The following is a 23,261-nucleotide window of genomic DNA, read 5'->3' as shown; positions in this document are numbered from 1 at the left end:
ATAAGTTAAAAATCAAGGGGTAATTTTTTTAACGATTTGTTGAGCGAGAGCACGCGGTGGCGCAGGCGGTCGGGCAAGGCGGCAATCAGGAAAAACGGCAGGCTGCCCGCTTGCCAGGGCCAATGGCGAAAGGCTTGCCTGAAACACCGGCGAGCTTCTGCGAATCGCTGTTGACTGAAATAATAGCGCCCGAATCGCGCATAGATTCGTCCCGCGAGTTTGCGTTTCGGGATAGCGGCATCAGGAAACATCGTCGATATTTTATCGAGATTTTTAATCTCATCGCGGCACATCTGTTCCAGATTGTCGGAAAGACTTGCGCCATGCAGCCGCACATGCACCAGGACTTTATCCAGAAAACCGAATTGGTATTTTTTCGCCAGCCGCAAATAGAGATTGTAATCTTCAGCGCCGGTCAGCGATTCGTCAAACAATCCGACCTCGTCCAGACAACGGCGACGCACCATCACCGAAGGCATGGCGATGAAATGATTGACCAGCAACTCTTCAAATATATTTTCATTGGGCACGTACCCGTAGGTTTCCCGGAAACTCGGACGGAATCCGCCTTCGGTGTCAAACCGCGCCGAATCAGTAAAGACCACGCCGACATGGGCATTTTGTCTGAGATAATCAACCTGCAACTCAAGCTTGTCTTTTACCCAGATGTCATCGGCATCCTGAAAAGCGATGAACTCGCCGCGCGCCTGGGTGAGCGCCAGATTGCGCGCCGATGAAGGCCCGCCATTGGCTTTGCGGAAATAGCGAAGGCTTTCGAGATAGGGCTGAATCACCGCTTCGGTATCGTCGGTTGAACCATCATCAACCAGTAGAATTTCAAAATTACCATAGGTCTGATGGAGAATGCTGTCGAGGCACTCAGACAAAAATCGCGCATTATTGTACGTGGGAATGATGACGGAGACCAGCGGATGCTCTCGATTTTCAACCATAGGCTCTACTGAAATTGTAAACTGTGAATGGGGAGACAACATTCCAGAGGAAGAAAATACCAAAACCTCCTGTGATTCCAAATAAAATATTGGGTTTTATTCCGCTAGATACCCGAATCATCAACCAAAAAACTGTAAGTGTCATAGGATTTTGGCAGGTCACTGTAGAGATGCGCCAAGTCTGCACGCTTATGCGAAGTTTGCGTCACCGGCAATTGTGTTGTGAGGAAGATGCCGGATGCAATTCGCCGGATGACCGGCATAGTGGCGAAAATTTGTCAGGTTAGGAAATACGTTGTTCGGTTATCGGCGTCGTCACTGCAACAATCTTGCTTTATAAAATGAATCTGGAATGACGCAGCCCAATCGCAAGGCTCTCCAAATAGCAGTTGCTCGGGAATCGCCGGCGAAATAAAAAAGGCTGTTGAGCGCGCCCAACAGCCTTGCGGAAAATCCGTTAGGTTTAAGAATTAATCACCCGCCATAGTTTCGGTTTGCGGTTTGGCTTTGCTCAATCCTTTGAGTTGAACGATTGGCGCTTCGGGTTCCGATTGCTCTTTGAGAATGTGCTGACGATAGAGTTTCGCCATTCGCGCATTTTCCTGTTCCTGACGCAGACGCTCGGCGCGGGCGCGTTGTTTCTCTTCGCGCGCGGTCTTGGCAATGCCGAGATTGTCGAGGTCGTGTTGAATTTCGTTGGTGACCAGTTCGTCTTTCAAAACCAGCGAGTGGTCAACGCTTACCAGACCAACACTTTTGCCACCCGCAAAAATCTCGTGATGCCCATGCTCTTCGTACCACTTGGTGAGCGTCGCCGTCATATGCATCTTCTCGACGATGTTGCGCCAACCGATGCCTGTGTTATAGGCGCAGAAAGAGATTTCGCCTTCCTGTGTGGCATACGGAATGATGCACTGCTCGGTACGGCGGAAATCGTAGTTAAACAAATCCTGGAACCACATACCGGCAATGAACAGGAAGTTCCAGCGGTCTGAACGACGTTTGGCAATATCTTCGGCGGTGCGGTCGCCCGACACTTTTCCGTAATCTTTGCCCGATGCGCCGAATGATTTATCGAATTTCATCATCAGGTCTTTGATTTTGAAATGCGTCGGGGCTTTGAACGGGTCATAGTTGCGAAGCAGCGCAAGACCAGCGCCGAGCAGCGACATCTTTTTGCCACGCGCCGCATCATTGACCTTCATCAAATCTCTGGCGAATTGATTGGCATCCAGAAATGCAGTGACCGGCGCGCATTCTTTGGTCTCTTTGTCAATCATCACCGCCATACCGATGCCGCAATTGGGATGGCAACCGCAACTCAGTTGTCCCCAATCGTTCGAGGGTCCGTGTACGAGGTCTGCCCAATCCGAAAAGGTTGACATAAACGAAATCGGGAACCAATCGCGCACCGGTTCGCCAATGCCCGTCTGATTTTTGATGTCGTGCGCCATATGCGAAAGCGTGTAACGTTGCGCCTGACGACGCTCATCGGTGATCTCTTCGTCGCGACCGGTGAACGACACCGGCTGGAACGACAGGAAAGAAATCTTTTTCGGGTTGTCGAGCGCGAATTTAATGATGCGACCGACCTGTTCGTTATTGACGCCGTTGACGATGGTCGTAACCGGCACGATTTCCACGCCCGCCGCGTGCAGGTTTTCGATGGCGCGCAGTTTCACATCGAAGAGGTTACCGACGGCGCGATGTTCGTTGGCGGCATTGCCGATGCCATCAAATTGCAGGTAAGCATAACGCAATCCCGCGTCTGCCGCCTGTTTGCAGAACTCAGGACTCTTGGCGAATTCAATGCCGTTGGTTGCCGCTTGCACGCTGTTGTAACCGACTTTGCGTGAATAACGCACGGCATCTAAAAAGTAAGGTGAGAGGGTCGGTTCGCCACCGGAAAATTGTACGGACATCTGGCGACGCGGTTTGATCGAAATCGCATTGTCGAGCATGGTTTTGATGTCCTGCCACGACAGTTCATGAACGAAGCCCACTTGATTGGCGTCCATAAAACAGGGGTCACACATCATATTGCAGCGGTTGGTCAAGTCGATGGTCAAGACTGCGCCGCGACCGTGGGTGATGGTCGAAGAACCGTGATTGTGCAAGCCTTCGTCATTGTGGGCGCGAATGTCACGACCGGGAAAACTCTCTTCGAGGTGTTTGAAGAAATCCGGGTCAATCGCCATCACGTCTTCAAAATGACCGCCGCAATTCGGGCAATCTTTGACCATTAAAATTTTGCCGTCGCGTTCGATGATTTGCGCTTTGATTTCACCGAGCTTTTCATTTTTCAAAATTTCGACGGGCAATTTACCATCCAAAATATCCTGGCGAATTTTCGGGACGCATCGCGGACAAAGCGAATCAGTAGTGCGCGGCCAGCCAAGCGGCGGTTTGGTTTTTTGATACGATTTCAACAAGGGTTTATCTGACCAATTGGGCGTAAATGACGGGTTCGGATTGATGCGATTCAATTTTTCATAAACGAACCACGCAGCGTTGGCGGCAACCGCTACGCTTTTTTCTACATACTTAATTGCTTTTGCCATACTTTTCTTCTCCTCAAAATCGCGAAGCTTGCAGCATCCCAACACTTCGCACGAATTTTTAATAAAACTTTTTTAAGAAAGTGATTTGGAAATCAACCTGCACTTTTCCAATTGTAAAGATGAGAATCGCTCGACTCACATCCTTTAAAACTTCTACCCGCTGTTCTGTTTAACTGGCGCGATGGTCGCCGCGCACTTCTAACTGCACCAGACGACGAATCGCCTGTACCGATTCTTTTTCCACCAGACCTTTTGCCGGAAGCAATTGCGGGTTGCGTTTGTTATCGAATGCCGCAACCTGATGGACACAGGCAATCGTGCAATACGGCGCACAGGCTTTTTTGGTGTTGTATTCGCGTTTAATATCTTCAAAGGAATATTCGGCAAGCGGAATGCCGGGATAGCCGCGTTGCTGCGAGCAGTAATGCACCAGCCCGTCTTCGCAAATGTAGAGGTAACGCGCCCCTGCGCGACACCGCCATTTGTTCGGTTTGCCGTCCGCGAGATTATCTTGAAATTGGTTGACCCGCGTGTGCCCCTTTTTTCCAAGCGTCTTCATCTTGTTGAAGACTTCGCGCTCAAGACCTTTTAAAGGTTTAAGGGTGCCAAGCCCGTCGTGAATGATGCCAAGCGAACTTGAAAAACCCAGTTCAACGGCGCGACTGCCAACCGCCAACGCATCATCGGGACTTTTAATCCCCCCGCCAATCACCGAATTGATGTTGACTTTAAAATGTGCAAGCGCCGACAACCATTGCAATTTTTTATCTAAAACCTTGAGGCTCTTTTTTGAGACTTCATCGGGGTTGATGTTATCAATGCTGATTTGCATGTATTCAAGCCCCGCATCATTGAGAGCTTTGATCCTATCTTGAGTCAGCAAATAGCCATTGGTAATCATGCAAGCAAGCATTTTGTGATGCCGAATGCGCGCAATGATCTTTTCGATGTCGGGGTGCATGAGCGGTTCGCCGCCGCTGATGATAACTGCAGTGGTGCCGAGCATAGCCAGCTTATCTAAGCGTTTACACATCTCTTCGAGCGGCACCGGTTTGGAATAATCGTCATATTCATTGCAATAGGTGCACGACAAATTACAACGCCGCATCGGGATGATATGCGCCAGGATGGGGTGCTTGGTCGAAAAAACACCCTTCGCTAGAAACTTAAACTCTCTCCAATAGATTTTGAGCTTGGTTGAGGTTTTCATAAGCCAATGAATCGGAATCAAGAGTGACCGAGCATCTTGTGACTTATGATGATGCCTGCACAAGAGACCGAATTAGGTAACAGCAAATGCCGTACCTTTTTAGGTAATCCGCCCACATACCGCTTTTATTCCACCTAAATCAAATTATTTCTGCAAATAAATTTTTCAAAGCAAGTTTGTCGCTGTTTTACTTCACACCCCTTATTCTGCTTTTGACACAAAACCCTGAGGTAACGAAAACGTAAACACGAATAATTGACCCAGCCTTGCCTAATACGACCTTTAGCAGGTCGTTATGACTCAGTCAGGCAAGATAACGAATTGGCGATTTTAAAAACTGCGCCCTATCGAGTCAAGTGAACGATTTAGATGAGGACAGATTTCTACATCAAGCTATTGCTTATTGGTTCACTCCGGTTTTAAGGCAACCGATTAAAAGTGGCGTAAAGAATATGGATTTTGGCAGGCAGTGTCAAACGGAAATGCTAAAAGTTATCCATTCAAAAAAGTGGCTTTCCGAATGGATAACTTTAAATCGAGTTTTTAAACTTCAACGAATTGGTGAAGCCGCCACCGGGACGGCGCTGAATTGACCGCGCAGAATCACTTCGCCGCGCAGATTCCGCAATTCAATCAGCCGCACATTCGTAAGTGGCAAAAGCGCCGGCGGCAGCAGTTGTCCGAAGCTCGGATTGTTGGAAAATTGCGCCCGTATGAATCCCGAATCGGCAAACCGCGTCCCTAAAAATACCCCATCAACGAAAATGGCATATGCGGTATCAGACGTTAGCGCATCGGCTTCAATGCGGAGAATCTGGTCGGCATTTAAAATTTTCACATTGGCGCGTCCTCCCACTTTCGCAACCGTAGCGGGCGAGAGCAATCGCGCCTCTTTTTCAAGTGCGCGGACAATTTCCGGCGCTTCGGTCTTGAGGTCGCCCTGCAAAATGAGAATGCCTCCCGAAGCATCGCGAACTTCTATGTGATGAATGTTACTGACAGGATTGAGTGATGCGGGCAAAGCCACCTTTCCCGGCTCGGTTGAAAACTCATAGCGAATCGTGCCAAGCGGGGTGACGCTGCGCTCGGCTTGCGGGCTTTCAAGCGTGAGGTCTTTGCCATCGATAAACAGTTTATAGCTGGTGCGCACGCTCAGGTTGTACGCCTCTAAACGAAAAATCTGTCGCGCATCCGAAAAGATGATTGAGGCTCTGCCTTTGGCTTCCGGCAAAGCGACGGCGCTTAAATCGGTTTGCGCATAGTTTTCATTGATTGGGCGAATCGCATCGCTGCTGTTAATCATTTGCAACGCATTCAATGGGTCAATGCGCCCTTTGCCGAGTTTTCCTGCAAGCCCCGGATTGACGGCGTCGAGACTTTGCGCGGTCTCTTCAATCAATTTTTTCACATCGGGATTTTTCGGGTCGGCGCTGAAAATCAAAGCCGCTTCGGCGGCGGCAAGCGGCGCGGCAAACGATGTCCCGCTCCACACGGCAAAACTTTCTTCGCTTGCTCCCGGATAGGCGCTGATGAGTTTTGAACCCGGCGCACAAACATCCACATGCGCGCCGAAATTGGAAAACGGCGCTTTCTGTCCGCTCAATTCAACGGCGGCAACAGCCAGGATGCTCTCCATATTTGAAGGAAATTGCGGCGTCTTTTCATCATTGTCATTGCCGACGGCGGCGACCACGATAATGCCACGGGCGCGCGCATCTTCAATGGCGCTTTGCAGCAGTTCAGAGACTTCGGGCGAACCCAGACTGAGATTGATGACCTGTGCGCCGTGGTCTGCGGCATATTTAATTGCCGAAGCCACCGTAAACGCATCGCTTTGCCCATCAGCCGGGAACGCGCGAACCGGCAGGATACGCGCGTCCGGCGCAAGCAAGGTAACAAGTCCAGCGATAAACGTGCCGTGCCCGGCTACGGTTTTTTGCGGGTCATCGGGCTTTTCGGTCGGGTCATTATCGTGATCAACAAAATCCCAGCCCCAACTGTCATTGAGCAAACCATCCAAATCATTATCAAGATTATCTTCGGGGACATCGGCGCGCGCGCGCGCGTCGCGCCAGATTTTGTTTTGCAGCAGGGGATGCAGCCGGTCTATCCCTGTATCAATAATCGCCACCACGATGCCTTCGCCGGTGGCGCGTTTTTGCACCTCATTCAATTTCAACCAATCAAAAAGCGGTTGTTGGGCGGAAAAATCGGCGTGATGAAAGCCGGGCGTGGCAAAGCCTTCGGGAAAACTGAAGGTCGAACGCCCGAACAGACTCGGACTGCTGATCACCGGATTGAGCGCCGCGCTCAAGACATCGGCGTCTTTCGACAGACGTTTGCGCCATTTGATTTCGCTCTTATTTTTCGGCGTCCTCAGCCGGTAAAAATTTGTCCCGTACAGGCGTTCAAGTACCGTTGTGCGATGGCGTTCATTGATGGCTTCAATGGACGCGCCCGGTTTGATTTCAACAATCACTTCGCCTTTGGCAAAAGCACGCGCGGGGTCTGGAGTTTGCGCTTGCGAAATCACTGGCAAGCACAACAGCGAAAATAGAATGAGTAGGAGACGTTTCATAATTTCCCTCACTTGATTGCATCAATTCGGATTTCCCATTAATACAAAAGGTGCCCAGTAATAGGGATGCCCGTAAGCATCTTTGACAGCGAGTTGGGCGGCGCGAATGGCGGCGCGCTTCGATGCGCCCGCCTGGATTTGCCCATACATCTCTCGCATAAACTCAGATGTCGAGGTGTCATTTGCAGCCCAGAGGCTTGCCACCAGTGTCGGCGCTCCGGCATATAAAAAGCCGCGCATGAGTCCGTGCAACTCATCGCCCGGAAAAACCATATTCATGCCGGTGTGACATGCCGAAAGCGTCACCATTTCGGCTCGCAGTTTTAAATCCAGGAGGCTGTAAAAATTGAGCGGCGAATCGGCGAGCTGTAAAAACGAAAACATCGGATTATCGCGGCGAAAATAGCCGTGTGACGCGAGATGCAGAAATTCTGCGCGACCGGCAAAGCGCAGGAGGTTTTCTCGCGTTGCGGCTTTTCCGGTAAGCGTCACCGCCTGCGGGAAAATTTTTCTGAGCGCGAGAATTTCCGATTCGATGCTTGGCGTCTCGTCATCGCCAATGCCTAACGCCACCAGTTCAATTGCGGATTTGGTTGAAAATGCTTGCCGATTGAAATTTGTATTTTGCACATTCAATTGCAAATTGTTTTTTTGACTGCGCGAACGGCAAAGTTTGAGTACCGTGGCGCTTGGCGCATAAGAAATTTCAAAGCGTTCAATCAAATACCCGCGACGGTTCAAGAGCGCGTGAAACGGCACATAATGCAAAACGTCATGCGGGATGATGATTAATTTTTCGCAGTTCAGGTGCGGTTCAATGGCGGCAAAGACTTTGCGATAAATTTCAATCAGATGTTGATTGATGGCAAAGTTGAGTTGTTCAAAATGTTCATCGGCAAATGCCGCGCCGTAATTAAATTTTTCAACTTGAAACCTGAGTGACGCGAGCAACGCTTCGAGTTCAGGTTTTGCAGCGATATGGCGCGCGAGTTTAATTTCATCACGCGAAGCGATAAATGCCGACACGCTATCAGCTGTGGTGAAATATTCGATGGCGATTTCATCGGCGTCCAACACCGCAGACATTTCCTCTGCCGTGAGCGCCTGCATACGGTGTATCTCGGCAAACTCCGAACCGGCAATTTCCATCTTGCGAAACAGTTCGGTTATCTGTTTTTCGCAACGCGCAATTTCCCGAACATATTTTTGCGCGACCATCGCTTTGCGTTGCCCGCCCTTTTGTTCATCAAGATTGGTTTGCGCGTTATACCAATTCAACTCTTCAATCAATTTCAACAATTTGGCGCGCCCCGTTTGCTCGACATTTTTTTGGCTGGAGCGGTTTTGCGAAGCGTCGCGCAAATAACCGGCAATCAAATCGGCAAGGGCGCGCGATTTCGAGGATTCAACCAGACGGAAAGCTTCTTTGAGCATGGCATCGCTGCCTTCATCCAGACAGGCGTTGATGGCGTCTTCATATACAACAATTTTATCGCGTAAAAAAGATGCTTTGAATTCATCAACCGTGAGCGCCCCACGCATCCGTTCAATGATTTCAATGGCGCGACGAAAACTTTGCAGCGCTTCGCGGTTATGGTATTGACGGCTTTCAATCTTGCCGATGAGGTGATGCGCCTGGTAAGCAATCGTCGGCGCAAAAAGCTTTTCGATTGTCGCAAGCGTCGCCTTTGCCAGTCGTTTGGCTTTGGTGAAGGCATTCACCTGATAAGCCACACGCGCCAGCAGCAATCTCGCATAAGCTGCTTTGGTGAGCAATTTTTGCTGCGAAAAAATTCGATAAGCCGCGGCTGCCAGCCTTTCGGCTTTTGACAAGTCGTTTTGTCTCAAGGCAAGTTCTGCCCGATAGGCATCAATCTGCGCAACGACAATCTGATTATCGCTTTTAGAAAAAACTTTGCGGGCGCGAATGAAATAATCCTGCGCGCCGTCTGTATGTTTCAAACCCATTGCGGCAAAGGCGCAGATGAGTAGCGCCTGCGCCGCTTCGTAAGGCATGGCGAATGCTTTGAACGAATCGTGCGCCCGGGTTGCGCGCTCCATTGCATCATCGAATGAATTGAGCGCCAGCAGAATTTCGCCGATTTCGAGATTGCACCACGCCACCTGTTGATTCTCGCCAAGCGCTTCCATCTCGTCGCGGATTTCGTAATAACTGGTGAGCGCCGTATTGTAGTTGCCAAGCAAAAAATAGAGATAAGCGATTTTTGCGCGCGCCTGCGCGGCGGCAAATTGTTGTCCGGCTTTGGCAAAAGTTTTCGCGGTCTTTTCAAGTAAAGCAGCGGCTTCGCGGGGTCTATCGAGTTCGGCAAAGATATTCGAACGATTGCCATCAACAATCGCCAGCATTCTTTTATCACCAACGGCGGATAAAATTTTGGCGGCGCGGTCATAATGCGTCAGCGCCTTTCGATAACGGTCTAAACGGTAATGAACGTTGCCGACGTTGGTTTCGAGTTGCGCAAGTTGTACGAGGTCTTTTTGTTTGAGAATACGCCGCGCCTGCGCCGCAACCCGCAACGCTTGGTCATAAAGTCCGAGTTCGGCAAGCGTATCGACCTGTTGTTTTTGAATGATGGCGGCTTCAAGCGCGCGTTGGTTTTTTTGAAAAGCGCGAATTGCCGATTGATAAAATTTACTGGCGTTTTTATGTTGTCCGAGCAAATGCAACAGGCGCGCCCGACTGGCATCAGCATAGGCTTGAGCCAACGGCTCTTTGATGAGTTTGGCAAGTTGGGCGATTTTTTCAACCAGGCGTTTAGCAAGCGCAATATCTGAATACGCCAGTTGGTCAGCCTGATTTTTTAAGGCGGCAAATAGTTGCGCATCCGCACGACGCCCCAATTCGCGCAAAAACACTTGCGCGCTTTCCGCTTCAATCAATCTGTTTGCCAGCGATTTACTCATATTCAAAAAGTCTGGAGTCTGGAGTCCGACAGTTAAAGTTTTATTTGGTTCCGAATTACTGTTCTGTCCGGTTTTGCAAAACGACTTAAGCAAGGACTCCAGGCTCGCGACTCCGGACTTCCCATTATCCTACAGGCAACCCGACGACCGTGATAGAAATTTCGCGGGTCTCGAATTGCAAATCATAATTGCCGGTTGCCAGTTTAGAGAGCGAAAATTCCCCGAATTTATTGGTGTTGGTCGTCAGTATGGTTTGCCCGTCACGAAGCAAATGCAATTCAACCTCGGCAACCGAATCGAATTTGAATTCATCATCGCGCAAAATTTGCCCTTTCAGTTCACCCTGCGCGTCCGCTGCCGGCGTGAGTTGCAAATCAATACTGTAGGGTTCGGCGCGATAAAGCAATTGGCGTTCGGCGCTTGCAAAAGAACGCGCCCCGGCAAACCCAAGGTTGCCGAAACTGTCGAAAACCAATGCCGCAATCAGGCGTCCGGCGCGCTCAACAAAGGTCTCGCGCAAATTTTGTGAGCCGAATATTTTACTGGCTCTTCGCAAAACCCATTCGGGTGGCGCGACGGTTTCATCATTTGCCGCAATCGCTTTGACCTGCTCGTACCAGGCGCGGGCGGCGTTGCAACTCGCGCAACTTTCGAGATGCGAATGCACCGCGAGCGTCAGCGGTTTATCCGCTTCGCCTTCCAGATAAGCGATGAGCTTTTCAAATGGTGGGCAGTTCATATGACAACTCGCAAAATCGTTTGTGAGCGCAAGCGATAGGCTCTCCCTTACCTATCCAAATCCTCATGGTTCGCCCGCGCTCACAAAGCTTTTAATCAATAGCAACCGGTTTATCTGCCGCCACGCGCGGCAATTTCCGTCGCGTTCAAAGTTTCCCGGCAAAAAGCGGCGCTTGCGCGCATCCCGACCTGTAAATCGGAAAGTCGCGCCGGTGCGTCATTCAACATAATCACCGTGCGTTCAACCACATTTAAAATAACCGGCGTCGTTGCGTCTCGCGGCGTGATGGCAATCAACTGATTTTCCAAATCAATGCGACTAATGACGCCACGCACACGCGCGGCGGTGCATTCGCCCGCATCGCTTTGCGCAGCAAGGCGCGCGGCGGTAAGCGCCGCGACATCATAAACCGCGCGAACTGCCATGCCGACTTGCAATCGGTCAAAAGTCGATGGCTCGCCGTTGATGGTGATTTCTGTGTTGTGGGTAACGAACAAACGCACCGGATTACCTTCAACAAGCGGCGCAATGGTCAACGTTGTGCCTTCGATTAAGCGAATGTGCCCGGCAATTTCTGCAAGCGAATCGGCGGCGACGCGAATGGCTACGAAATTCGCGGGGATGAAGGTCGCAAGCGCCTTATAGCCGCGACGTAAATCGGCAAGCGTGGCGGGACGACCATTCAAAGCGATTTGCGTGCTTGAGGTAACCGTAAGCGTCACGGTTCTTTCACCGGCAACCACGGTGAAGGTGTTTTGCGCCGTATCGACGGCGCTGATGACGCCGCGAATTTCGGCAAAGCCTTCAGCAGAAATTCTCACCGCTTGATGATTCGCAGGATTGTATGTGGCTCCGGCGCTGAATCCTCTTTGCAATTCATCGAGTCTTGCCGGACGACCATCAAGGGTAATTTCAGTGTTAGCGGAAACCTGCAAAGTAACCGGATTGCCTTCGCGTGGCGCAATGATAAGCGTCTGCGCGCCCGTATCGACGTTTTGAATGACGCCTTCGACTCTTGCCAGTTGTGGGGTGTCTTCGCCGGTGGCGGTGATGCGCAAAGCGAGTAAAGTTTCGGTTTCATAAGCAGCCTGCACACGGTCGCCGGTTTGTAAATCGCTCAGTCGCGCAGGGCGTTCGTTGCGCGTGATTTCGGTCTGTTCGTTGGTGTTTAAAACCACTGTGCTGTCTTGTCGGGTGTGGATGGTGACGGTTCGCTCTTCGAGATTAACGGCTCGGATGGTGCCGCGAACCCGCGCAGTCTCGGCTTTCGCTACCAGAATGGGGAAGCAGATGAGCAGCGAGAACACTAAAATTCGTCCGCTTAGGTTAATTATTTTTTTCATTGCTTATTCTCCTCTTATCTATTTGACGGATTAGACTGCGCAGTCCGAGTAATGGAGAAAAGCCCGCGAGAAAAAAATACCTGTGGTTAAAAAATATTTTGCAAATCCTTTTTAAGTTTTTGCAGACAGCGGGCGCGCGTCGGCCCGATGGAGGCGACAGGGATATGCAAGCGTCTGGAAATCTCCGCGTAAGCGGGTTCATCCTGACTGTAAAACAACAGGGTAATCAATTGACGGCAACGTTCAGAAAGTCGCGCAATGGCTTCGCGAACGAGGTGCTGGCGTTCAAGCGCGAGTTGTTCGTCTTCGGCAAGCGGTTCGATGATGGCGGCTTCTTCCAATCTACCGGTCACCTCATCGCCTTCGCGTTCATAGGCGTCGCGTTGCCAGCGTGCAGCGACGCGCCAGCATTCGCGTGTCGTGGTGGTCATCAACCATGAATAAAGTTTTTCCTGTTTGCGTAAAGCAGCGAGATTTTTCAGCAGAATCAAGCAGACCGATTGAAAGACATCAGCGGCATCAACGGATGAAAAGCCGTGCTTAATGGGAATCGAATAAATCAACCGTTGATAACGATGAATCAAGGCTTCCCAGGCGAGCGCATCATTTTCAAGACAGGCAACAACCAGTTGGCTATCGGTGAACTGCGTGTAATTGGTTGGTGCGTCACTCGGGTGTTTAGGCGTCATCTCTCAACCGTTCCGGTCATCAGTTCCCGATTGCATCGCGGCGGCAATCTGTAAAACAAATGACCAAGAACTAATGACAAACGCGGCTGTTTTAGCATAGGCGTATGACGTTGGCAACCATAATCAAATTGGTGATTTCAGAATTATCCGGTTACTGAAGTCAGATTTGATGGAATTGGACGGTGGAACCGGTCTGCCTGATGCGCAATTTTTGTTTTTCCGATGCCTCTTAAAGATAAGAATGCGGGCGCGGACGTCCGCATTCCCGGTAAGCAATGCTCCTTAACTTAATGCCATTGCCCTTCAAGCGGTCTTTAATTTGATCGAACCCTTGGGTTGACGGTTTGCCATTGCCGCAGAGATTTCCGATTGATTCAACATTTCGCGAATGAAAGCAGCCCTGGCTGAGACCACGAAAGAACCGAGGTTTTCAAATATATTCAGGTCTTCGGGAGACACGCCAACTTCTTTGGTTACCTTTTCAACAATTCGTCTGGCGGTCGCTTCAACGATGTGCGGGTCAGTCAATTTTTTGAGGGGCAGCGCCAAAGTGAAAACCGCCTGAATCGGTTCGCTGCTGGCAGCGACCGCATTAATTTGTTTAATCAATTCGGGGTCGGTTTTCACTTTATGCGGTTTCTTACTCATAGAGAGTCAATAGTATCAGTTAAGCGATTTCGGTTACAAAGCGGCTAATGCTTTCGGCGCATTGGGAATGCCGCGGTTGGCGCGCAAATTTGACATCCCTTGTGGCAGGGTGCAGGAAGCAAAAATGGCTTTTTCAATCTGGCTGACCGTGGCAGTTGGTTTCGCCTGCCATAATAAAGCAGCCAAGCCCGCAATGTGTGGGGTTGCCATCGAAGTCCCGCTCATCAATTGATAACCGCCGCCGGGTTTGGCTGAAATCGTATCGACGCCGGGAGCCACCAAATCCGGGACGATGGGGTCTTTTTTGCGCTTGAAAATCTGGCTTGATGAAAAATCGGCAACCTGATTATGTTTATCCAGCGCGCCGACCGATACGGCTTGCGCATAGTTGCCCGGCGAACGACTGGTTCCGGCATATTCGTTGCCGACGGCAAACACCGGCAAGACGCCGCGCGCCCTGAGCACTTTGGTCAATTGCAAAAAATCATCCCAATAGCCCGGAAATCCCAAAGACATACTTAACACGCGAATGCCTTTGCCAACTGCCCAGTTCATGCCGCCCAACACCCGCGCTATGACATCGCCGCCTTCGATAACCAGGGCGCTGGCTAAATCGGCTTGGGGAGCGACGCCGACGGATTTTCCGCTAACGGCGCGACCGGCAATTGTCGCGGCGGTGTGCGTGCCGTGGTCTTCGCTGTCATAAGCTTTGGGTTTCGGCATAACCTCTTTGCCCAGTAAATCGAATTCCGTAAAATCGACAAGCGCATTTTTGAGTGCCGCATGTTTGCCATCGACACCGGTATCGAGATGCCCGACCAATACGCCTTTGCCGGTCAGTCCCTGATTCCACAGTTGCGGAATTTCAAGCGCCTTGATTCCCCAGGTAATCGCGATTGATAGACTTGCGGTCGCGGTTTTTACCGGACGAATCAATCTGATCTGTGGCGCGCCGCCAACTTTTTCGACGGCGGCATCGGCTTTCAAGGCTGCCAGACCATCACGGTCTACGGTGCCCAACGCGACACCTAAATTGGGATAGTAACGCATGGTTGGAACGCTGGAGGGTTTGACGCCAAGGCTCTCCGCCAACGCGGTGGTTTGACTGCGTTCCGAACGCACGAAATGATTTTCGAGACTTGACCGTATTGCCGATGTAGAACCTTTGACCTGGGGTTTCAAAAACACCAGAACTTTGGCTACACCGGATGCCTGCATTTGTTGCGTGATCTGTGTTGACATAGTGAACTCCCTTCTTGAATTTTCAGGTGCAAAAATATTTTCCCCATCGTTAAATGCGGTTTTTCAATAAACATTACATTGGTCTCAGGGAATGGTCGGGTCGGTTGGCGATACGTTCAGGGAAATCAAGCAGGCGATTTGCACATCAGTGCGGATAGGCGATGCCCGCTATTTTGAAGTGGCAATATCGACGCCGCGTTAAGTAAACGGTTTTTGATTGCGGGTTGGCGTAGCCGATTAGCCATTCATTTTATAATCCGCGCAATGAAGGGTTATCGGAAAGTGGAACTCGCAGAGTGCAAAGTTACGGTGGACGAGAATAAAAAAAGCCATCGCGGGGATGGCTGCAAATTTTTATGAGGGAGAGTAGTGGGTCTCGAACCCACGACCTCCAGGGCCACAACCTGGCGCTCTAACCAACTGAGCTATACCCTCCAGATTTTCAAGCATCTGTGCTAACGGATGCGCCATTACTTTCGCTTAAAGGTCGCGCGTTTGTCAATCTCAGAGAAAAGCTTGTCGCGTTGACACTCCCATGTGAGGTTTTATAAACTGGAACTTTCAGTGGCGCTTTAGACATACAGAAAAATATTCATCTCGCAATTCAACTACCAACGAGATGCCCGCAAAAAGGCATCGTATGTCGGCAATAATTTTAATCAACCGCCCGATTCTCGGCGGATGGCAACGGAGGATAATAGAACAATGTTTAACTCGGTGATGAAGAAAATCTTTTTGCTTGCGGCAACGGTTTTCGTGTTAGGCGCTGCGGTTTTCGCGCAAACCGGTCCCGTCGAAGGCACCATAAAAGTGAAAAACGCCGATGGCACCACCAAACCGGTGGCGGGCGCAAGAATCGATATTTATCGCATGGATATTAAAGGAAAGTGGGACGTGACGACCGACAAAGCCGGTCATTATGTGCGACTCGGTATGCCTTTACAGGGAACTTATCTACTGGTCGTTTCCGGTCCCGGTCTGCAATGGACATTTCAAAACAACGTGCGCTTGACACAAACCTCTGTGGTTGATGTGGTCTGCAATCCGGGCGACGGCTCAACGCCTACGCTGGAACAGGTGCAATCCTTAATCGCCCAACAAAAGAGCGGTGGCGGCGCTGCCACGGGTGGTGGCACTCCACAGGTGTCGGCTGCCGATAAAGAAAAAGCCAGGAAAGAAGAGGAAGAGTACAAGAAAAAAGTTGCCGAAGCAGAATCGGTCAACGCTTCTTACAAAGCCTCGGTTGACCATTACAACGCCGGCGTTGGCATGATGCAGCAGAACAATTTTCCCGGCGCGCTATCGGAATTTGAAGCCGCCGCCTCGAACATTGACGCGGCAGCAATGAATAAATATGCCGATTTCAAACGCATCAAATATAAATCCAATGCCAATATCGCCGAAGGCAATTATCAATTAGGCGTAGAAAAATTCAACAAGAAGCAGAAGGACGATGCCAAAGGCAATTTTGAAAAGGCTGTGGCTTCGGCGCAACAAGCCATCGAACTGGCTTCCACAGACACTGCTGAACCGAACATCAATAACGATTTGCTGGTCTATTATGGCATTTATGCCAAAAACGTCATGCTCTTAATTGAACACTATGGACAGGCTGACAAACTGGATACCGCCGTCGCCAACTTTGACAAAGCCGCAACCCTTGATGCAACCAACAAAACCAAGTGGGGCGTATGGAAAGCCGATGCCTATCGTTTTATCGGTGATTCCGAAAAAGCCACAGCCGCTTATAAAGCAGTGCTGGCGACCGACCCGAACAACATCAATTCACTGTATGGTCTCGGACTCACTTTGATTGCTTCGCAGGAACGCAACATCATTCAGGAAGGCGCTAATGCTCTGGGTGATTTCGTCGCCAAAGCGCCGCCCGATGATCGCCGCGTCCCGGCTGTCAAAGAAGCGCTTGAAGCCGTCAAGAACGCTTACAAGATTGAAGCGGAAAAACCCTCAAAACGCGGCACCAGGAAGCCCAACTAAGGTATTTCTGTACCGCTGACTCTTAAAAGCCATGCCGCAATTGCAGCATGGCTTTTTTCTTGGTTTCCTGGCGAGTTTGCTCTCCAGCCTTTGCATTCGCCCCACAAGACTTGTCATAATGGCAATCTCAAAAAGACGCGCTCCCAAAATCCCTGCAAAAAATTGGCAGAAGGCATGTTGATGAAGGAACCCTTAATCAGCCGCAGATGGATTACGGCGATTATTCTTTTAATAACTCTCGCAATTTTAATCGCGCCTGCGCGCTGGCAAAACTTTGTCTCGGCGCAAATCAACCGCTCATCTCAAACCGGCAATGACGAGTTGCGCTTACGCGAACAACGCCACCTCGGGTTAAAAGAAAATCTCGCAACCGCCGATGCCGGACTCTTTCAGCAAACCCTAACTGAACTCGCATACTTAGACGAACCGGGAACCTTAAAACTCTGGAAGACCGCGCTCAACGCCACAAATCCCGCATTCAAACAGCAGGCGTGGGAAGCTTACGAAAAGGTTCGCCTTGAACGCGAACGCAAAGAGTTCATTCCCCAACTGGCGCAAATCAATGCCGCCAGCGAAACGGTTTTACAAATCGCTCAAGCGCACAATCTGGAAACCGACATCTGGTTTTCACAGGCAAATGAAACCATCGCGGCTGCGCCGATTTACCTGCTTGAACAACTCGAAAAAAACGGCATCACTTCTTCGGTGATTTACGATTCGCTTGCCGATTTTCAAAAAGCCCTAAAAACCAACGAGGCGCAGGCTCAACAACTGAAAGCCGCGCGCGACCAGTTCCAACCGGAAACGCCCACGCAGGTGCGCGTCGCCGTCATTGACCTCAGCCAAAATGCCCAACCCGCCGCCGGGTACAGCAATTGGCTCGGTGACAGTGAAAATGTGCTGCTCGCCACTGACCGCTTCATCGCTTATCTGGATGTCTTCGCGGCTGACGACACGCCTGACGCCATCAACCGTCATATCGACGAACGCTACACCCGGCGCGGCTACCGGCTTGCCGGCTTTTATACGCAGAAAGCCTTCAGCAAAGCGGTGCAGAAATATTTTCCCGGCAAATCCTTCAGTTTTGAAAATCGTTTATCGGGAAACAATTCACCGGGAAACCTTTCAACCGCAACCCTTGCGCCCGACGGAGCCGAAGGGCGTTATCACACGGTGGAAGAGACCCTCACGGAATTTACCGCGCTCACGCAAACCTATCCGAACCTGGCGCGGCTCGTCACGCTTGGACAAAGCTATGAAAACCGCCCGATTTTCGCGCTCAAAATCAGCCGCGACACGGCAGTTGACGATTCATCGAAACCCGATGTTTTAATCACCGGCTGTTACCATGCGCGCGAATGGATTTCGGTAGAATCGCCAATCTATTTCGCCAATCAGTTGCTGAGCAAATATGCCAGCGATGATGCCATCAAATATCTGGTCGATCATCTGCAAATCTGGGTGGTGCCGATTGTCAATCCCGATGGGTTGACCTACAGTCAATCGGCGACGCAAAGCGATGGCACACGTTTCTGGCGCAAAAATCGTCGTCCGATTCCGGCAGCGGGCGAATGTCCGGGGTCAACCGGCATTGATTTGAATCGCAATTTTGATTTTCAGTGGCGCTTGCGCGGCGATGAACCTTGCCCGCAGACGCGCGATGACGTAGGGGCGAGCGACGACCCGGCGAATGAAATTTATCGCGGCACCGAACCCGACAGTGAACTCGAAATCCGCGCCTTGAAATCGTTGGTCAGCAATCCCGCGAGACATTTCAAAGCCCAGGTCGATTATCACAGCTACTCGCAACTCATCCTTTACCCCTGGGGCTATCAACAACTGACTGCACCTGATTCCGGCACGCTGGCGACGCTCGCCAAACAGATGTCGGATGAAATTAAAAAAGTGGATGGAAAAATCTACACGCCGCAACAGGCGCAAAAACTTTACATCACCACAGGCTCATCGACCGATTATGCCTACAGCATCAATCAGGTCGCCGCGCCGTTTACCGTAGAGATGCGCCCGACCTGTTGCGAATTCGTGATTCCCGAAGAACAGATCGACCTGACCAATCAGGAAAATTGGGCGGGGATGAAATTTTTGTTGAACTGGGTGAGCGCGCCGCCAGTGCTGCAAAGCGTCAATGCCTATCAATTGGAATCCGACGGCAGATTTGCGCGACAAATCTATTCGGCAAGCTGGGTTGAATCCGCCGGTATGCGCATTTTAAATGTCGATACGCGGCTCACGGGAATGGAAGCCGGACGGTTGCAGTTGCGTTTGCAATTTTCAAAACCGATGGATGCTTCGCAAACGCCGCAGGTTTTCATCGGACGCAATGCCGCAATTGATGAACTCACAGCCGTACAGATTGACGCAACCGAAGGCTGGCAAAAAACCCTTTATCAAAATGACACGTGGATTGGCGAAGTGGTCATTCCGCAAGACACCGATACCACCAATAACTGGCGATTGTCGGTGAATGCCACAGACGCTGTCGGGTTCAAACTCGATGCCATGCCCGAAACCATTGCGGCATACGGCATCGGCACCAACCGCTGGCAAGTTTACGAAGAAAGTGACGGCACAGGTTCAACCGGCGGCAAAGACATTGCGCACCTTTTACCGCCGACCTTGCAAGGCAGTTTCTTAAATATTTTCGTTGCCTCTCCCGGTGGCGGCGAGCGTCTCGCGGCGGGCGATACTTACACGGTGACCTGGACACTGCCGCAAGATGCAGGGTTTATTCCCGTCCAACACGAAATTCAATATTCGCGCGATGGCGGTTTCAGTTATACATCGCTTCTTCGCAACATCGGCGGCAATGTCGCCAAAGCGCAAATTACTTTACCGAACACCTCGACGACGCAGGCGCGCATTCGGGTTGCTGCCAAAGAAGGCATGTTCGGCAATGTTATTTTCGGCGACAGTCAGGCGGATTTCACCATCGGCACGAATGTCGGCAGCGGCATCGAGATGAAATTTGTTTCATCCGAGCGCATTGACCAGAGTTGGACGGATACGCCTTTTGATGACCCGACGTTTACGGCAAGCGGCGCGATGCGGCTCGCCTTAACGCTCGATATTACCAATCGCGGCACGGTTGCGGTTGCCAATCCTTTTTTGCGGGTTGCCGAAATGTCGCGTCCGAATGTTTTGCTGTCGCGTGACCGCAAATCGAAACAGGTGGTTGGCGCGCAACAAACCCTCAATGTCGGTGACAGTCTGCTGTCGCCCGGCGAAACCGTGCGGGTGCGATTATTGATTGGCGCGATTAATAAAAAAGTTTTCCTGATGTCACTGAATTTGTATGGCGTTGCCCATAATGGTAGCATTGCCCCCGCAAATCCCGTGGTTGTCTGGGAGAGCAAAGTTAAAACCAAAGGTCTATAGTTTTCCGCATTCCATTCAAAAATTTTCAAAAGGATTGAGACTACCTACATGACCAAACTGGCGCGCACCCTCGGCTTTCGTGATTTGTTGTTTATCGTTATCGGCTCAGTCATCGGTTCGGGCATTTTTCTGACGCCCGGCGAAGTGCTCAGTCAAGTTGGCGGCTCGGTCTTCCCTGCTCTTTTGGTATGGATGGTGGGCGGCGTGTTGTCTCTGTTGGGCGCATTCACTTACGGCGAATTGAGTACCACCAACCCTTCGGCGGGCGGTCTCTATGTTTTTATACGCGACGCCTTCGGGCGATTCCCGGCATTCATGTTCGGCTGGACATTTTTCACGGTAATCACCAGCGGTTCAGTCGCCGCGCTGGCTGTCGCTTTCACCAAATACCTCAGACAAATCGTTTCGCTCACCGACCCCGAAGCAAAAATTGTTGCCGTCGGCATCATCGCCTTGATGACCACCGTCAATGTCTTGGGCACCAAGCGCAGCGCCAATTTAAATAACCTGACCACCATCATCAAAGTCGCGGCGCTTTTGCTAATGAGCGTCGCGCTATTGTGGCTTGGAAGAAATTATGACCACACGATGGAAGCGTTGATGCCCAAACAGATTGACGGTTCCCTGGCGTCCGGTTTCGGACTGGCAATGATTGGCGTGTTGTGGGCATATGAAGGCTGGCAATACGCGACCTTCAGCGCCGGTGAAGTCATCAATGCGCAGCGCAATTTTCCGCGCGCTTTTTTAATCGGCATGCTCACCCTGATTGGCGTTTATCTGCTGGCAAATGTCGCTTATTTCATTACTCTGGGACCGGAAGCCGCCGCCAAATCCGATAGCATTGCCGCCACCTCGGTGATGTATGTGCTCGGCACAGAGGTCGCGAAACTCGTAGCCATTGCGGTGATGATTTCGACATTCAGCGCCGCCAACGCCACCTTTTTAACCGCGCCGCGCGTCTATTTCGCGATGGCGCATGATGGGCTGTTTTTTGAAAAACTCGCAGAGGTACACCAACGTTTCGGCACGCCCGCAGTGGCGGTGATTGCCAGCGGCATCTGGGCTGCGGTATTGGCGCTTGCCGGAACCTTCAACGAACTCATCACCTATGTGGTCTTCATCGGCTGGATTTTTTACGGGTTGGGTGCGGCAAGCATATTTTCTTATCGCAAACGATTTCACGAATCGACGCGCAGTTACAGCACGCCCGGTTATCCGCTGACGCCGATTATTTTTATTCTCTCAGCCGCGGCGCTCGTCATTAACACGATTGTCAGTTCGCTGGAAACCAAAGAAAAGGCAATTAAAACCGCCATCGGGTTAGGCGTGGTGGCGCTTGGCGCGCCGGTATATCTCATCTGGCGGGCGCGACTGAAAAAGATCGAAGCAAAATTTGCAGAAAACCTTGAGCCGCAATTTGAGCGAACCGAGAATTAAATTTCGGCGTACACCTCAACGAAAATCGCTTTCCACGCTTGCTTGGGCAACTGAAAATGAAGGATAGTTTTACGGTTCAACTCTTATCGAAACCCCAGCTACCTGTTTTTATATCGCGGAGGAGTCATTGAAAAAGCACATTTCATCCATTCTACTCATTCTGTTTTTTGCGACCCTTGCCAACGCGCAGAACTGGCCCGCGTTTCGCGGCAACAATGCTTCAGGCGTCGCCGAAGGTAAACCCACCCCGGTGAAATGGGACGCCAAAACCGGCGAAAATATTTTATGGAAAACCCCGATTCCGGGACTGGCTCACGCCAGCCCGATTGTCTGGGGCAATCGTCTGTTTGTGACGACTGCCATCAGCAGCGACCCTAATCCTTACTTTCGTCATGGACTCTATGGCGATGTCGATTCGGACAAGGATTTATCCAAACACACCTGGAAAGTTTATTGCCTGGATAAAACCACAGGCAAAATTCTCTGGGAACGGGTGGCGCACGAAGGCGTGCCAAAAAGCAAACGCCACATCAAATCAACGCACGCCAGTTCGACGCCGGTCACTGACGGCAAATATGTCGTCGCCTTTTTCGGTTCCGAAGGCTTGTACTGTTACGACTTCAAAGGCAAATTGATGTGGAAGAAAGACCTCGGCGTTTTGAGCGCCGGATGGTTTTACGACCCGGATTACGAATGGGGCACCGCAAGTTCGCCAATCATCTACAAAGGCATGGTGATTTTGCAATGTGATGTGCAGAAAAATTCCTTCATCGCGGCTTATGACATCAAAACCGGCAAAGAGATTTGGAAGACCATGCGCGATGAAATTCCTTCGTGGGGAACGCCGACGATTTACGAAGGCAAAACCCGAACCGAATTAATTACCAATGCCACACACGCCGCCAGAGGCTACGACCCGCTGACCGGCAAAGAGTTGTGGGCGATGAAAGGCAACCCGGAAGTCACCGCGACGACGCCCGTCATCGGACACGATTTAATTTTCATCGTCAATCACTATCGCCCCAATCAACCGATTTATGCGATTCGCCCGGGCGCGACCGGCGACATCAGTCTGGATTTGAAAAAAGGCGAAACCGCGAATCAATACATCGCCTGGAGCGTGCAACGTGGCGGCGCTTATATGCCGACGCCGGTGATTTACGGCGATTATCTTTACATCTGCCAAAACCAGGCGATACTGCGATGTCTCGATGCCAAAACCGGCAAAGTGGTTTATCAACAGCGCATCGGTGAAGGTGGCGCGTACAGCGCCTCGCCGGTGGCTGCCGATGGCAAGGTTTATCTGTCGAGCGAAGATGGCGTGGTGTTTGTGATTAAAGCCGGAGAACAATACGAAGTGCTCGCCAAAAACGAAATCGGCGAAGTGTTGATGGCAACCCCGGCAATCTCGGATGGCATGATTTTCGTGCGCGGGCTGAAGACGCTTTTTTGCATCGCGGAAAAACCGACAAAGCCTATGGCAGGGAAAGCCGCGAAAGCCAGCAAATAACCTGACCATTGTGATGGTTGAGGGCAACGCCGCAC

Annotated in this window: 14 protein-coding genes and 1 tRNA gene; 4 read left to right on the top strand and 11 right to left on the bottom strand. The window is 51.0% G+C overall.

All coding sequences use genetic code 11. The features are described 5' to 3' along the window. Positions 1–5 precede the first annotated feature (5 nt). From AB1757_02885 to AB1757_02835, 11 genes are all read right to left on the bottom strand, one after another. Positions 6–953 (bottom strand): glycosyltransferase, encoded by a 948-nt coding sequence (locus tag AB1757_02885; GenBank protein MEW6125985.1) that lies wholly within the window; start codon positions 951–953, stop codon positions 6–8. 470 nt (positions 954–1,423) lie between these two features. Next, complete coding sequence (locus AB1757_02880) at positions 1,424–3,514, bottom strand: radical SAM protein (GenBank protein MEW6125984.1); 2,091 nt, start codon at positions 3,512–3,514, stop codon at positions 1,424–1,426. Positions 3,515–3,683: 169 nt separating this feature from the next. After that, positions 3,684–4,622 (bottom strand): radical SAM protein, encoded by a 939-nt coding sequence (locus AB1757_02875; protein MEW6125983.1) that lies wholly within the window; start codon positions 4,620–4,622, stop codon positions 3,684–3,686. Positions 4,623–5,274: 652 nt separating this feature from the next. After that, positions 5,275–7,302 (bottom strand): S8 family serine peptidase, encoded by a 2,028-nt coding sequence (locus tag AB1757_02870; protein ID MEW6125982.1) that lies wholly within the window; start codon positions 7,300–7,302, stop codon positions 5,275–5,277. Between the two features lie 21 nt (positions 7,303–7,323). Then, on the bottom strand, positions 7,324–10,227 hold the full coding sequence (locus tag AB1757_02865) for a CHAT domain-containing protein (GenBank protein ID MEW6125981.1): 2,904 nt from the start codon (positions 10,225–10,227) through the stop codon (positions 7,324–7,326). Between the two features lie 124 nt (positions 10,228–10,351). Continuing rightward, the gene (locus tag AB1757_02860) at positions 10,352–10,966 is read right to left on the bottom strand and encodes a zf-HC2 domain-containing protein (GenBank protein ID MEW6125980.1); all 615 of its coding nucleotides are present in this window, start codon (positions 10,964–10,966) and stop codon (positions 10,352–10,354) included. A gap of 110 nt (positions 10,967–11,076) precedes the next feature. After that, a complete protein-coding gene (locus tag AB1757_02855; GenBank protein ID MEW6125979.1) occupies positions 11,077–12,309 on the bottom strand; it encodes a DUF5666 domain-containing protein in 1,233 nt (410 codons plus the stop codon). An 86-nt stretch (positions 12,310–12,395) separates the two neighbouring features. Next, complete coding sequence (locus AB1757_02850) at positions 12,396–12,998, bottom strand: sigma-70 family RNA polymerase sigma factor (protein MEW6125978.1); 603 nt, start codon at positions 12,996–12,998, stop codon at positions 12,396–12,398. A gap of 303 nt (positions 12,999–13,301) precedes the next feature. Continuing rightward, complete coding sequence (locus AB1757_02845) at positions 13,302–13,646, bottom strand: hypothetical protein (GenBank protein ID MEW6125977.1); 345 nt, start codon at positions 13,644–13,646, stop codon at positions 13,302–13,304. 33 nt (positions 13,647–13,679) lie between these two features. Continuing rightward, a complete protein-coding gene (locus tag AB1757_02840; GenBank protein MEW6125976.1) occupies positions 13,680–14,888 on the bottom strand; it encodes a S8 family serine peptidase in 1,209 nt (402 codons plus the stop codon). Between the two features lie 361 nt (positions 14,889–15,249). Further along, positions 15,250–15,323: transfer RNA gene (locus AB1757_02835), tRNA-His, on the bottom strand. Between the two features lie 270 nt (positions 15,324–15,593). Here AB1757_02835 and AB1757_02830 point away from each other — a divergent pair. From AB1757_02830 to AB1757_02815, 4 genes are all read left to right on the top strand, one after another. Continuing rightward, a complete protein-coding gene (locus AB1757_02830) occupies positions 15,594–16,883 on the top strand; it encodes a carboxypeptidase regulatory-like domain-containing protein (GenBank protein ID MEW6125975.1) in 1,290 nt (429 codons plus the stop codon). Positions 16,884–17,063: 180 nt separating this feature from the next. Next, a complete protein-coding gene (locus tag AB1757_02825) occupies positions 17,064–20,279 on the top strand; it encodes a M14 family metallopeptidase (GenBank protein ID MEW6125974.1) in 3,216 nt (1,071 codons plus the stop codon). Positions 20,280–20,327: 48 nt separating this feature from the next. Then, positions 20,328–21,716 (top strand): amino acid permease, encoded by a 1,389-nt coding sequence (locus AB1757_02820; GenBank protein ID MEW6125973.1) that lies wholly within the window; start codon positions 20,328–20,330, stop codon positions 21,714–21,716. 127 nt (positions 21,717–21,843) lie between these two features. Next, a complete protein-coding gene (locus AB1757_02815; protein MEW6125972.1) occupies positions 21,844–23,226 on the top strand; it encodes a PQQ-binding-like beta-propeller repeat protein in 1,383 nt (460 codons plus the stop codon). The last annotated feature ends 35 nt before the right edge of the window (positions 23,227–23,261 follow it).

It is taken from the genome of Acidobacteriota bacterium, assembly GCA_040754075.1.
Taxonomy (GTDB): Bacteria; Acidobacteriota; Blastocatellia; order UBA7656; family UBA7656; genus JBFMDH01.
The sequence above is the reverse complement of the archived record's forward strand: the minus strand, read 5'-3'. Positions and strand labels throughout refer to the sequence as shown.

Coding starts and splice junctions, on each gene's coding strand:
- AB1757_02880 (MEW6125984.1), bottom strand. CDS start 3,514: ATGGCAAAAGCAATTAAGTATGTAGAAAAAAGCGTAGCGGTTGCCGCC.
- AB1757_02840 (MEW6125976.1), bottom strand. CDS start 14,888: ATGTCAACACAGATCACGCAACAAATGCAGGCATCCGGTGTAGCCAAA.
- AB1757_02820 (MEW6125973.1), top strand. CDS start 20,328: ATGACCAAACTGGCGCGCACCCTCGGCTTTCGTGATTTGTTGTTTATC.
- AB1757_02885 (MEW6125985.1), bottom strand. CDS start 953: ATGGTTGAAAATCGAGAGCATCCGCTGGTCTCCGTCATCATTCCCACG.
- AB1757_02845 (MEW6125977.1), bottom strand. CDS start 13,646: ATGAGTAAGAAACCGCATAAAGTGAAAACCGACCCCGAATTGATTAAA.
- AB1757_02855 (MEW6125979.1), bottom strand. CDS start 12,309: ATGAAAAAAATAATTAACCTAAGCGGACGAATTTTAGTGTTCTCGCTG.
- AB1757_02875 (MEW6125983.1), bottom strand. CDS start 4,622: ATGCGGCGTTGTAATTTGTCGTGCACCTATTGCAATGAATATGACGAT.
- AB1757_02865 (MEW6125981.1), bottom strand. CDS start 10,227: ATGAGTAAATCGCTGGCAAACAGATTGATTGAAGCGGAAAGCGCGCAA.
- AB1757_02860 (MEW6125980.1), bottom strand. CDS start 10,966: ATGAACTGCCCACCATTTGAAAAGCTCATCGCTTATCTGGAAGGCGAA.
- AB1757_02830 (MEW6125975.1), top strand. CDS start 15,594: ATGTTTAACTCGGTGATGAAGAAAATCTTTTTGCTTGCGGCAACGGTT.
- AB1757_02825 (MEW6125974.1), top strand. CDS start 17,064: ATGAAGGAACCCTTAATCAGCCGCAGATGGATTACGGCGATTATTCTT.
- AB1757_02870 (MEW6125982.1), bottom strand. CDS start 7,302: ATGAAACGTCTCCTACTCATTCTATTTTCGCTGTTGTGCTTGCCAGTG.
- AB1757_02850 (MEW6125978.1), bottom strand. CDS start 12,998: ATGACGCCTAAACACCCGAGTGACGCACCAACCAATTACACGCAGTTC.